At 61.1% G+C, this 12068-nt stretch carries 10 protein-coding genes and 1 pseudogene; 3 read left to right on the top strand and 8 right to left on the bottom strand.

All coding sequences use genetic code 11. From position 1 onward, the window contains the following. The 8 genes and pseudogenes from ACXYMO_RS12730 to ACXYMO_RS12695 form a co-directional block, all read right to left on the bottom strand. A pseudogene (locus ACXYMO_RS12730) lies at positions 1-113 on the bottom strand ((2Fe-2S)-binding protein); the annotation flags it as partial. A 545-nt stretch (positions 114-658) separates the two neighbouring features. After that, positions 659-1663 carry a molybdopterin-binding protein gene (locus ACXYMO_RS12725; RefSeq protein WP_458879054.1) on the bottom strand — a complete coding sequence of 335 codons (1005 nt, stop codon included), beginning with the start codon at positions 1661-1663 and terminating at the stop codon, positions 659-661. Beyond that, positions 1660-2631, bottom strand: coding sequence for an XdhC family protein (locus tag ACXYMO_RS12720; protein ID WP_458879053.1), 972 nt, complete (start codon positions 2629-2631; stop codon positions 1660-1662). The genes ACXYMO_RS12725 and ACXYMO_RS12720 overlap by 4 nt, the downstream gene beginning before the upstream one ends. A gap of 168 nt (positions 2632-2799) precedes the next feature. After that, positions 2800-3390 (bottom strand): DUF6691 family protein, encoded by a 591-nt coding sequence (locus ACXYMO_RS12715; RefSeq protein ID WP_458879052.1) that lies wholly within the window; start codon positions 3388-3390, stop codon positions 2800-2802. Positions 3391-3393: 3 nt separating this feature from the next. Further along, positions 3394-3945 (bottom strand): YeeE/YedE thiosulfate transporter family protein, encoded by a 552-nt coding sequence (locus ACXYMO_RS12710; RefSeq protein ID WP_458879051.1) that lies wholly within the window; start codon positions 3943-3945, stop codon positions 3394-3396. Between the two features lie 174 nt (positions 3946-4119). Then, positions 4120-5538 (bottom strand): OmpA family protein, encoded by a 1419-nt coding sequence (locus ACXYMO_RS12705; protein WP_458879050.1) that lies wholly within the window; start codon positions 5536-5538, stop codon positions 4120-4122. Positions 5539-5640: 102 nt separating this feature from the next. After that, positions 5641-6900 (bottom strand): vWA domain-containing protein, encoded by a 1260-nt coding sequence (locus ACXYMO_RS12700; protein WP_458879049.1) that lies wholly within the window; start codon positions 6898-6900, stop codon positions 5641-5643. Between the two features lie 10 nt (positions 6901-6910). Next, positions 6911-7819: an AAA family ATPase gene (locus tag ACXYMO_RS12695; protein ID WP_458879048.1), complete on the bottom strand. Its 909-nt coding sequence runs from the start codon at positions 7817-7819 to the stop codon at positions 6911-6913. Positions 7820-8034: 215 nt separating this feature from the next. On the opposite strand from ACXYMO_RS12695, the gene ACXYMO_RS12690 reads away from it, so the two are divergent. From ACXYMO_RS12690 to ACXYMO_RS12680, 3 genes are read left to right on the top strand one after another with little or no spacing between them, the layout of a single operon-like run. After that, the gene (locus ACXYMO_RS12690) at positions 8035-9066 is read left to right on the top strand and encodes a glycosyltransferase family 2 protein (protein ID WP_458879091.1); all 1032 of its coding nucleotides are present in this window, start codon (positions 8035-8037) and stop codon (positions 9064-9066) included. Further along, positions 9063-9689, top strand: a complete 627-nt coding sequence (locus ACXYMO_RS12685) for a hypothetical protein (protein WP_458879047.1) — start codon at positions 9063-9065, stop codon at positions 9687-9689. Before ACXYMO_RS12690 ends, ACXYMO_RS12685 begins: the two co-directional genes overlap by 4 nt. After that, positions 9689-12067, top strand: a complete 2379-nt coding sequence (locus tag ACXYMO_RS12680) for a glycosyltransferase family 2 protein (RefSeq protein WP_458879046.1) — start codon at positions 9689-9691, stop codon at positions 12065-12067. Before ACXYMO_RS12685 ends, ACXYMO_RS12680 begins: the two co-directional genes overlap by 1 nt. The last annotated feature ends 1 nt before the right edge of the window (position 12068 follow it).

Genomic DNA, 12068 nt, shown 5'->3' with positions numbered 1-12068 from the left:
ACATGCGTCCCCGTCAAACCCTGCTGAGTGCGCAAAAACTCAACCAGCAACGTGCGACCCTCAACGTCGCCGCTCAGCGCACGACCATTAACCGTCATCTCAACTCGCGCCATCTCGTCCTCCCTTAAGACTATTTGATTTGACCAGAGTTAAGCACGGCCCTTGATGGTTGAGAAGCTATAAAACCCCGTGATCGCGCAGATGTCCGTTAGTCTTTGGTAGTAGTATTCAACGCCCCGTTGTGAATCGGGCCAAAACACCACCCGTTTGACAGCATCTGCAAACAACCGGGTGGTCGCCTTTGCGTCGCGAAGCGAAAAGCGCAGCTTTCCATCAAATGAAAGACCGGACCTGCACCGATCAGGCAAAATGAGATTTGGAATGCCTGTTGTTCCCCCGCGGAGATAGTGGCCACGCGAGAAAAAACAAAACGGCCGGGACCTTCGTCGCAAACCCGCGCAGATCAATTTCGACAAAAACACCGATCTGAGCAGCCGACCCGACTTGCCTTGGTCACAAAACCGACATGGGATCAGGATTCTTTGGCGTCAGCGACAACGGCACCGACATCGACCAACCAATCCGCCAAGATTCCAAATTATTCGCAGGCACAGTGGCTATCAAACGCCCCGCCGATCCGCCCGAACCCAGAGCGGCATCAGCCGCGGTTTCGCCCTGCCCTGGGTTGCGGCCGTGTCGGAATTTCCTTGAGCAGTCCGCCAACACCCATCGCTGCGATATCGTCACCCGTCACCGTGATCCCGCAGACCACCCGGCTGAGCACCCAGTCCGCCCCGTTGAGCGCGGGCGAGCGCGCACAGCCCGGAAGGCCGATGACAGGCCGCGCGCCCAACTGGCCAAGGAACAACAGGTTGCCCGGATCGACCGGCATGCCGAACCTGTCGATTCTGCCTCCCGCCTGTAGCACGGCACTTGGCGCGACATCATCGATGTCCGAGGTCGCCGACCCGGTCAGGATCAATGCCACATCGCCTGACAGGCGCTGCAACGCATCGGCCAGCGGTTCGGACCTGTGGGCAACGGTCAGGGTTTCGCTCAGCGACATGCCCAGCGCCTCCAGCCGGTTGCGGATTGCACGAATGCCCTTGGTGTTATCGGGGCCGCCGGGGATATCGGTGACCACAAGACCGGCCGTCGCGTAAATGGGTGCGACCAGTCGCAAGGCGTCACGCGCCGTTACAGCGGCCTTGTCGACATCCGCGCGCGGCACCCCGTATGCGATGATCTTGATCGTGGCCACCATGCCGCCCTGTTCCATCTGCTGAAACGGCGGAACGGTGGCGATCGTGATCATCGGATGCACGCGGTTGAACGCCTCTAGCGCGGCGACATCCAGAATGACAACCCCCGGCCCCTGCGCAATCAGATTGACCCGCCCGGTAAAGGGCTCCGTCACCTTGAGCCCGGCCAGCCCCGGATCGGGGACCAGCGCCGCGGCCAGTTGTGCCGCGGCGGCGTTTTCGTCGATGTCGTCCCGGTCCAACCGGGCAACCGTGACCGACTGAATGCCCACGTCTCTCAGCGATTGCACATGATCGGCTGTCAGTTCGACCCCTTTGCGCAGACGCCCGCCCCCGACAGCGACCGAATGGGCCAGAACCGCGCCTGCGGCGTCGTCGACGGCGACACTTCCGAATTTCACTTGGCCCGTCCCCTGAGAACGGCCGTCATCTGCGCAAGAACGGCCACTGCGATCTCAGCAGGACCCGCCGCGCCGATATCCAGACCGATGGGGCCATGGATCAGCCCGATCTGTTCGGCACTGAACCCCGCCTCTTCCAGCCGGGTAACACGTTTTGCATGGGTCCGCGTCGATCCCAGCGCCCCGATGTAAAACACGTCCGCGTTCAGCGCTGCCATCAGCGCCGGATCATCCAGTTTCGGATCATGGGTCAGCAGAACAAGCGCCGTGCGACTGTCCAATCCGATGTTTGTGACGGCCTCATCCGGCCAGTCCTGCAGGATCTTTTCACCCGGGAACCGCGTCTCTGATCCAAAGGCTTCGCGCGGGTCGATCAGAACCGGGTCATACCCGGCGATCCGCGCCATTGGCACAAGGGCCTGGGCAATATGAACCGCGCCAACCACAATCAACCGCAAGGGCGGATTGTGTACGGCCACAAAGGTCTTGCCGTCCTCTTCGAACCCGGAGCGGTCCATGCGCATCCGATCCGGATAGCGATCAAAAGACAGGGAGCGCTGACCGGTGTCGACATTAACCTCATATGTCAGTGGGCGGCGGTTTTTGCGGGCCTCGACGAGTTCCTCCAGCATGTCCACGGGCAGAACCGCGCCAACCGGTTCGACCAGAACCCGGATGGTCCCGCCACAGGCCAGACCCACGGCAAAGGCGTCTTCATCGCTGACACCGAATTCCAAAAGTCGGTGTTCGCCTTTTTCCAACGCCTCAAGCGCCTCAACGATCACCGCGCCTTCGACGCAGCCGCCTGAAACCGACCCTTCGATGCGCCCGTCACCGCCAATGGCCAGCTGCGCGCCGGTCCGGCGCGGGGCGCTGCCCCAGGTTTCAACCACGGTGGCCAAAGCGGCGCCCACACCGTCACGATGCCAGCCCAGCGCCGTTTCAGGAATATTGTCAAACCGGTCCATTTGGTACCTCCCGGCGCACAGTATGATCTGTCACGCCGGTGGTGTCTGCCCCCAAAAGGTCGCAAAAACAGCCCGGCAGGACACTCACTGCCGGGCTGTTGCCAAACGGTCCGCGAAATGTCGAACCGCATTTCCCGGGGAAACGACGAGACCCCGGGAAAATTGCTGTTATTCGGCCGGTTGCATCTTGGCGCGGCCGCCGACCAGACGCTCGGGCAAGGCGATGGCAACAAGGATGAAGCAGATGCCCAGAACAAGGCCGAGAATGTCACCGGGCAAGGCTGTCAAACCTTCGTAATTCGCACCCGGAACGGCCCCCAGGGTCACTTTCCCGCCGGCGATCGGGTCAAGAATGCCCCATGCTTTCCAACTGGGATATGTCACCATATAGGCGGCTGCCCCCAGCAGACCCCCGGCAATAAAGAACAGGGCGTCCTTGCGACCGCTGGCTGCGGCGACAACACCTGTGCCCGGGCAGAACCCCGCCATGGCCCAGCCTGCGCCCAGCAGAACGCCGCCCAGAACAACACCAACATAAGCGGCTTTGACGGACATGTGCCCGACATCCACCAGGCCCAGCATCTGCCCACCAAACATCAGGGCCGATCCGACCCCGATGGCCAGCAGAATTGTCTTGGCCAGCCTCAGGTCTGTGAGATTGAGCATCCTTCCAATGACGGAGGGGTTGGAAGCGCCAACCCGGTCCAGAACCGCGCCAAAGGCCACTCCGATCACAACGGCAAGTATCAGCGTCGTCATGGCTTATGCCTCCTTCTTGAACATGAGAATGGACACCGGGACCGCCGCGGCGAAGGCGCCAAGCGCGAAAAGATATCCCGACAGCGCCGTCTGCATCATGCCTGACATCATGTGCCCCGAGGTACAGCCCCCGGCCAGCCGCGCACCGTAAAGCACTATGAAACCACCAACAAAGGTGGCGATGTAGCGTTTCGCCGGGGCATCCCCGAAATTCGCCCGCCACAGCGCGGGCACCGTGCGCTCGGCCTTGCTAATCCCGCCGCGCATATAGGCAGACATAAATCCGCCCAGCGCCATCGCCAGAACGAAAACGAAACTGTAATTCAATGGGTTGGCGACCGATTTGGCGTATTTGCCCCCCGACTTGGCCAAATAGGCATTGGTCGAGGTATATTTTCCGTCAACTTCGCTTACCAGATCGGGGTTCACTATGTCCCCTACGATGCCGTCGAGGATCACGAACTGTGTCGAAACCCCGATCGGCTTGACCAACAGCACCGCCGCAAAGAACACAAGTCCCAGCAGCACGCCGCCAGATTTCCAGCTCATCTGCATCGCACGTCCTTTCTATTTGCAGTTGCATTCAAAGGACAGAATACGAATCACATTCCAGTTCTGGAATGATTTATGTCAAATTCACCGAATCCCGGTCTGTTTCCATAAAAAAACCGGCCACCCTTTCGGGGTGACCGGCTGGAATGTGCTTTGAAATAGGGACTGAGAGGGCGGTTATTGCAGCAGCGGGGTAATCCTGCGCACGGTCACCCGACGGTTCGCGCGTTCTGCAGTTTCCACCTCGATCTTCAGGTCGGCCTCGCCATAACCCTGGACCACCAGGTTTTCCGGCGGCACGTTGAAATACTCACTCAGGGCAAGGGCGACGGTCTCGGCCCGGCGGTCCGACAGGGCGAGGTTGTAGGCGGCGCCGCCGACAGCGTCGGTATGGCCTTCGATCAGGAACACCTCATCGGGATGTTTCTCGATCGCCCCGCGCAACGCGCTGCCCAGACGCGCCAGCTGGCGCGCTTCGGCCGAGCGTATGACCGATGAGCCGGTTTCGAAATTGATGTTGCGCACCGGAACTTCGGGAACCAGGTGGCGAACGGCATCAATGCTGCGGATTTGCGCCAGCGAAAAGCGGCGTTCGACGCCCGTATCGCGTGTGGCCATCAGGGCCAGTTCAAGGTCCTGATCGCTGACCTCCTGACCATAGACCGCGTTTGCGTCCGTGAACCGGGGCAGGTCATTGACGGATACGGCCTGTTCGACCTGTGTATCGTCAAACAACAGAACCTCGCGGCCATCCGCCAGCAGGCGCGTTCGACGCAGCACCCGGCCATCGGCCGAGCGGATGGTGATCACCTGACTGCCGTCCTCACGGGTCACGAAAGACCGGGTTGATCCATCCGAGAACGTCTCGGTCCGGACCTGGCTGCCGGCCTGACGCAGCAGGACGTCGTCGTTCTTGAGAACGCGGAACCCGTCTTCGCCCTCGACAACCACACGGTCGCCCGAGTTCGAGACCACCTTGTCACCGTTCTTGAGCAGTTGCCCGACGGCCAGCGCACCCAGACCCAACAATGCGACCTTGCCCAGATCGGAAATGCCATCGTCCTTCTTGGGGCGGACCGCAGGGGCGGTCGTCTGTGTCGCGGGCGTCGCATATTCCTCGGTCGAACTGCGCACATCATCCGCCGTCACGGTTTCCGTACTCACCTGGGCATCGGCCGCGCCGTCAGAGTCGGCCGCAGCGGCGGCTGCGTTGGCCTGTTCGGCCAGTTTTGCGGCACGTTTGGCCTGAGCTTCAGCTTTGCGTCTTTCCCGCTCGGCCGCGTTCTCGGCAGCACGTTCGGCTTTGCGCGCGTCCTTGATCGCCTGATTTTCGGCTTCGCGCGCGGCCTTGCGTTCCGCCTGGATCTGCTCCTTGGTCTTTTTCGCGGTTCCGTCAGCGGCGCCGCTTTCGGCCTGCGCCCCGGTCTCGGCCGACGCGTCGCCGTTGCCCTGCGACAATGACGGATCAAGGTTCAGTTTTTTGATCTGTTCATCCGTCGGCCCCGATGTGCCTTCGTCGGCGGCAAATGCCGTGTGTGGCAGGCTCATCGACGTGGCGAGAAGCAGTGCGGTTGTAGATTTCAGAAGCGATTTCATGATGCGTCCTTTCCTGAACCCTTTATATGGGGTTGCAGATCAAACGCGCCAAGACGCGGTTTGGTTGCATCAACGGCGCGAACCGTCCCAAAGCACGTCGGGTCAGGAATTCATCATGGCCATCAGACGGGCCTTTTCTCCCATGTCTTCGGGGCGGGAAATGACCTGTGCCAGTTCTTCCAGCGACGCAACGGAGTGCCCGGCGCGGAAACTGTCGACATGGGGCAGCATCGCGGCAATGCCCTGCGCGCGCGGAGCAAACCCCTCCCAGCGCAAGAGAGGGTTCAGCCAGATCAGCCGACGCGCCGACAGGTGCAGCCGCTCCATCTCGCGGGCAAGTGCCTCCGGGTCGTCCCGGTCCAGCCCGTCGGTGATCAAAAGGACAACAGCCCCCTGCCCCATGACCCGGCGCGACCAGTCGCGGTTGAATTCGTGCAGACAGGCGCCGATGCGCGTGCCGCCCTCCCAGTCCTGCGCCTCGGCCCCGGCGGCGGCCAGGGCGGCATCCACATCCCGCTGACGCAGATGCCGGGTGATGTTGGTCAGGCGTGTGCCAAAGGTGAAGGCATGCACCTTGGCCCAACCGGCCCCTTTCGCGTTCGAAACCGCATGCAGAAAATGCAGGATAATGCGCGAATACTGGCTCATCGAGCCGGAAATATCGCACAGCACGACAAGGTTGGGCCAGCGCGGTTTCGGGTGCAGCCGGGCTATGTCATGGATTTCGCCACCCTGACGCATCGAGCCGCGCAAGGTGCGCCGCCAGTCGATCCGCGCGCCGCGCAGCGCCGCCTGGCCCCGGCGCGACGCAATCGGTTTGACCGGCAGCGACAGCCGCGCCAGCATCCGTTTGGCCTGTGCCACCTCGTCGGTGCTCATCTGTTCGAAATCAAGGGTGCGCAACCGTTCTTCGGACGACATCGTCAGGCTTGCGTCGATTTCGATCTGGGTTTCTTCCTCGCCTGCGTCGCTGGTTTCCGGCAGTTCGGGTTCGAGTCCGTCGAGCAGCGCCTCGGCCGCGCGCTTTTCCCCCGATTGCGCCGCGCGCTCTTCCTGCACGCCGCGAATGGCGGGCAGCATCATCGACATCATATGTTCCAGATAGCGCGGATCACGCCAGTAGAGCCGAAAGATCTGATTGAAGATGACCCGATGTTCCGGGCGATTGACGAAACAGGCGTGCAGGGTCCAGTAAAAGTCACGCTTTTCGGAAAACCCCGCCGCCTCGACCGCGCGGATCGCGTCGATCACCCGCCCCGGTCCGATCGGCAACCCCGCCTTGCGCAACGCGCGCGCAAAATGGGTGATGTTGTGAACCAGTTTCGGGTTCTCGGGGATGTCCAGAGGCGCGTATTCAGACATCTGCGCGCCCTCAGGCGGGTTCCAGATCGGCCTTGACCTGATCCAGAATGCGTTTGGCCTCGGACCCCTGCAACTTTTGAATGTCGTCCTGGTATTTCAGGATTGCGCCCAGCGTGTCGGCGATGACGTCGGGCGAGAGGTTGATCACGTCCAGCGCCAGAAGACACTTGGCCCAGTCGATGGTTTCCGCAACCCCCGGTTTCTTGAACAGATCCTCGGTGCGCAGGGATTGAACAAAGGCCACAACCTCGCGGCTCAGGGCCTCGGACGCTTCGGGGGCGCGGGCGTGCAGGATTTCCAGCTCGCGGTCGAAATCCGGGTAATCGACCCAATGATACAGACACCGGCGCTTCAGCGCATCGTGCACCTCGCGTGTCCGGTTGGAGGTCAGGATCACGATCGGCGGCTCAGGCGCTTTGATCGTGCCCATTTCCGGGATCGTCACCTGAAAATCAGACAAAGCCTCAAGCAGGAAGGCCTCGAACGGTTCGTCGGTGCGGTCCAATTCGTCAATCAGCAGAACCGGCGCGCCGTTCTCATCCGGGCGCATCGCCTGCAGCAACGGGCGCTCGATCAGATATTCGTCGCTGAACAATTCTGTCTGCAATGCATCGCGATCCGCCCCGCCCGAGGCCTCGGCCGTGCGGATGGCCACCATCTGCGCGGGAAAGTTCCATTCATAGACAGCACTTGCCGCATCCAGACCTTCGTAACATTGCAGCCGGATCAGACGGCGGTTCAGGCCGGCGGCCAGAGCCTTGGCGATTTCGGTCTTGCCGACACCGGCCTCGCCTTCCAGAAACAGCGGCCGGCCCAGTTTCAGGGACAGGAAAACAACCGTGGCCAGCGCGCGGCCACAGACATAACCCTGATCGCTCAACATCTTTTGAACGGCGTCGATTGAGGCGGGAACGGACATGATCTCTCCTTTGTTGCGCCCAACAGGTCACGAGAAACTGACAAGGTCAAGCAAGGCCCCATTAGACCTTTGTAGAAGAAGAGTGCGATATGCCCGAAATGTTGACGGTTTCCCCGTGAAATGCGAAGAGAGACATAACAAAAATGCGTGGCCACCCGGTGGGGCGAAACGCAGAGGCGAATGCGAAAATGAGCGGCGACAGCAAAGAGGCCGGTCTGCGGATTACCGCAGTGACCTGCGTAAAGAACGAGGGGCCGTTCCTGTTGGAATGGATTGCCTTCAACCGGCTGATCGGCGTCACCGATTTTCTGTTTTATTCCAACGACTGCACGGATGCGACCGACCGGTTGCTGGATGCCCTCGCGGCGCGTGGGATCGTCCATCACCTGCCCAACCCGGCCAAGGGACGCAATTACCAGATGGAGGCGCTCAAGGACGCGCGCCGCCACGACGTTGTGGCCAATGCCGACTGGGTCTGGATCGCGGATGTCGATGAATTTCTGAACATCCACGTGGGCGATCACACCATCCCCGCCCTGATCGAGGCCTGCGACAATCCGCAGGCGATTTCGCTGAATTTCCAGTTCTTCGCCAACAATGACATCGAAACGTTCAAGGACGAACCGATCATCGCCCAGTTCGACCGCTCCCATAATCCGGACTTGTGGTGCGGCGAGGTTGCGATCGAAGTCAAATCGCTGGTCCGTCACGATTTTCCGCTGCACTACTACGGCGCGCACCGCCCCTTCTTCAAAGGCAACCTAGCGCCGCGGAAACGTCCGTCCTGGACCGATGGATCCGGGCGCAAGGTGCAGCACAAGTTTCTGGTCGCGGCCAATCCGCGCCGCATCCGCAAATTCCCCGCCCATGGCGCACGGGATTTCGCCACGCTGAACCATTATGCGCTGCGCAGTTTGGACAGTTATCTGGTCAAGAACGACCGGGGTGACGTGAACCGCGAACACCGCGCATTCGATGACACCTATTGGCGCGAACGCAACGACCCGGCCTTGGCCGACACATCGATCCAGCGGTATCTGCCGGACCTGAAACAGGCCCTCGCGGAACTGAAGAAAGACAAAGAGATCAGGGCCCTGCACGACGAAGCGGTCAGGCTTCACATTGCCAAACGCGATGACCTGCTGAAACAGCCCGAATATCGCGAGATGCAGGAGCAGTTGCGCACCGCGTCCAAGCTCCCCCCGCAGGAAGAACAGATGCTGATCCAGCTGGGGTTGGCCTCGTGACCTTGATCGCGGTCAATCTGGGCCTGCCGAAATCGGGCACGACCTCGCTTGCCAAGGCGTTGCGCATGGCCGGGCTGCGGGTTGCGGATCACCGCATCCGCGGGCGCAATACGTCTGACCCGGCGCTCAAGGGCGCCTATGTGGCCGAGCTCATGTATCAGGGATATTTCGAAACCGGCGATCCGGCGGCGCGCATACCGGAAATCACCGCGATTTCAGAGATGAGCATGCTGCGCGGCGACCGCTCGATCTGGCCGCAGACCGATTTTGCGATCATCATGGCCCTGCGCCAACATCACCCGGGCATCCGTTTCCTGGCTTCGCGACGCGATGCATTTGCCATGTCGCAATCCATGCTCGCCTGGTCCAACCTTGGGACCGAACGCCTGCCCGGCAGCAACATCCCGGGTCTGCCGCCCGGCTATGGCACGACCAGCAAAGAACGCATGCAGTGGATTGACGGCCATTACGACAGCCTGGCCGAATTTTTTCGCCACAGTGACGATTACCTGGAATTTGACGTGAACGATCCTGACGCACCGTTTCGAATTGGCGACTTTCTGGGCCGCGATCTGCCGTGGTGGGGGAAACTGAACGCCAACCCGATACGCGAGGCGGGCTGATGCGGATTTATCTTCATATCGGGCTTGAACATGTCGGCGCGAACCGCCTGCAAATGACTTTGGCCGACAAGCGCGAGAATTTGCTGGGTAAGAACATCCTCTACCCGCGCAGCCCCGGCGCCAAGAACCACACGCGCCTTTTCATGGCGGTGACCGACCCGGATCATATCGATCCGCTCAGGTTCAACCGCGGCTATATCACGGCGGAAAAACAGGCCGCTCTGAACGATAGCCTTGCCGCCGATCTGGCCCGCGAAGTCGCCCAACATCAGCCCGAGGTGATGATCCTGTCAGCCTCGCAGCTTGGGGCCTCGCTGCACCGCACATCCGAACTGGAACGATTGCGCGCCCTGCTGGGCCCGCTCTCCGACGACATTCGTATCGTTGCCCATGTTGATGAACAGGCGCGTCTGCTGGCCCGCCACTATGCGGCGCAAATCTTTGAGGGGCGCGCCGCCCCGCTTGACCGGGAACTGGAGCTGACCAAAGCAAATGACTGGTGGCAGTCCTGTCTGGACGCAAGCGATCCGATTGATCCGCAAGCCGGTGTTTTCGAGGAAAACCAGGCGCCGCCCTTCTGGCTGGACTATGCCGCGCTGACCGCCTTTTGGGAGGATGTGTTCGGCGCTGGGTCGGTCCGTCTGCGCCCCTACGACCCCGACCTTTTTGCAAGCGAGTCCCTGACCGAGGAAATCCGCGCCTGTTTCGACATCGACTCCAGCATTGGCAAAACCACGGCAACCGATCTGCCGACACCACCGTCCGAGGCGTGGCTTACCCGCGGGCGCCAGCTGAACGATTTGATCCTGCGGGTTCTGGCCAGCCGCAAACGCATCCTGCCCCGGCAGTTGTGGCGCAGTTTCATCACCGAAATCCAGATCGATGGTCCGCCACTGGATCCTGCCAACCTGTCCGCGATTTCCAAACGGTTCAAGGACGCAAACAAGCAACTGATCGCGGATCACCCGGCGCTGAAGGGCAGTGCCCTGACACCAGCGCGCGCCAAAAAGGTCTGGACCGAGGCCGACCCCGGCAACGGTTATCGCGCCTCGCAATATTTGCTGGCCTTCATGTATCGCATCGACAAGGCCACCCGGCAGGAGCGCAAGGGAAAAGCCGCCGATCTGGCCCGGATCGCATCGGGGGCCACGCCGGACACCCCTGCCCCCGCGCCCGCTGGCGGCGATATCGGGCTGAGCGAGACCGCCCGCGCCGTGATGCCGCCCCTGGCGGTCGAGAATTTCGAAAAGCTGAAAACATCCTCCTTTGCGCCGCATAACCGGTTGGGCGCCGTGAACGAAGAGGAACTGGCCTCGGCCTATACCCCGATGCCGCCCCGCGCCCTGCCCAAAGGATCGACCGGCAACGTTATCGTCGGCTGCATGAAGAACGAGGCGCCCTATATCGTGGAATGGGTCGCCTATCATCGCGCTATCGGTGTCGACAATTTCCTGATCTACACCAACGACTGTTCGGACGGGACCAGCGAAATTCTGGACCGACTGCAGGACATGGGCGTTCTGCAGCATCGCAACAACGACAAGTGGAAGGGCAATTCGCCCCAGCAACACGCGCTGAATTCCGCGCTCAAGGAACCGGTGCTGAAAAATGCCGACTGGATCATCCATATCGACGTGGACGAATTCATGAACGTGCGCACTGGAAACGGCACCCTGGATGATTTCTTTGCCGCTGTGCCCGATGCCACCAACGTCGCGATGACCTGGAGGCTGTTCGGGCACAATGGCATCACGCGTCTGGCAGACGACTTCGTCATCGAACAGTTCGACACCTGCGCCCCGAAATACTGCCCCAAACCGCACACCGTTTGGGGGTTCAAGACGATGTTCAAGAACATCGGCGCCTATGCCAAGATCAGCTGCCACCGCCCCAACAAGCTGGACGACGGGTTCAAGGACAAGGTGCGCTGGGTCAACGGGTCCGGCAAGGACATGACACGGGAGGCCGCCGAAAACGGCTGGCGCAGTTCCAAGAAATCAATCGGGTATGACCTGCTGCAACTGAACCACTACGCCCTGCGCAGCGCCGAAAGTTTCCTGATCAAACGCCAGCGTGGCCGCGCCCTGCATGTCGACCGCTCGATCGGGTTGAACTACTGGATCCGCATGGACTGGTCCGATTTCCGCGACATCACCATCAAACGCAACATTCCGCGGCTGCGCGCCGAATATGACCGGCTGATGCAGGATGACACGCTGCGCACCTGGCACGAAAAAGGGCTCGCCTGGCACAAGGCCAAGGCCGAAGAACTGCACGGCATGCCCGAGTTTCACGACCTTTACGAACAGGCCCTCAAGGTGAAACTGACCGAAACCGAGCGCGTGGCCTATGCCCTTGCGCTGGATATGGAGAGCTGAT

The sequence above is a fragment of the Arenibacterium sp. CAU 1754 genome, assembly GCF_054482635.1.
The sequence above is the reverse complement of the archived record's forward strand: the minus strand, read 5'-3'. Positions and strand labels throughout refer to the sequence as shown.

Bases quoted from the DNA above. Each gene is read 5' to 3' on its own strand.
- ACXYMO_RS12715 (WP_458879052.1), bottom strand. From the start codon at position 3,390: ATGACGACGCTGATACTTGCCGTTGTGATCGGAGTGGCCTTTGGCGCG.
- ACXYMO_RS12680 (WP_458879046.1), top strand. From the start codon at position 9,689: ATGCGGATTTATCTTCATATCGGGCTTGAACATGTCGGCGCGAACCGC.
- ACXYMO_RS12705 (WP_458879050.1), bottom strand. From the start codon at position 5,538: ATGAAATCGCTTCTGAAATCTACAACCGCACTGCTTCTCGCCACGTCG.
- ACXYMO_RS12710 (WP_458879051.1), bottom strand. From the start codon at position 3,945: ATGCAGATGAGCTGGAAATCTGGCGGCGTGCTGCTGGGACTTGTGTTC.
- ACXYMO_RS12700 (WP_458879049.1), bottom strand. From the start codon at position 6,900: ATGTCTGAATACGCGCCTCTGGACATCCCCGAGAACCCGAAACTGGTT.
- ACXYMO_RS12720 (WP_458879053.1), bottom strand. From the start codon at position 2,631: ATGGACCGGTTTGACAATATTCCTGAAACGGCGCTGGGCTGGCATCGT.
- ACXYMO_RS12695 (WP_458879048.1), bottom strand. From the start codon at position 7,819: ATGTCCGTTCCCGCCTCAATCGACGCCGTTCAAAAGATGTTGAGCGAT.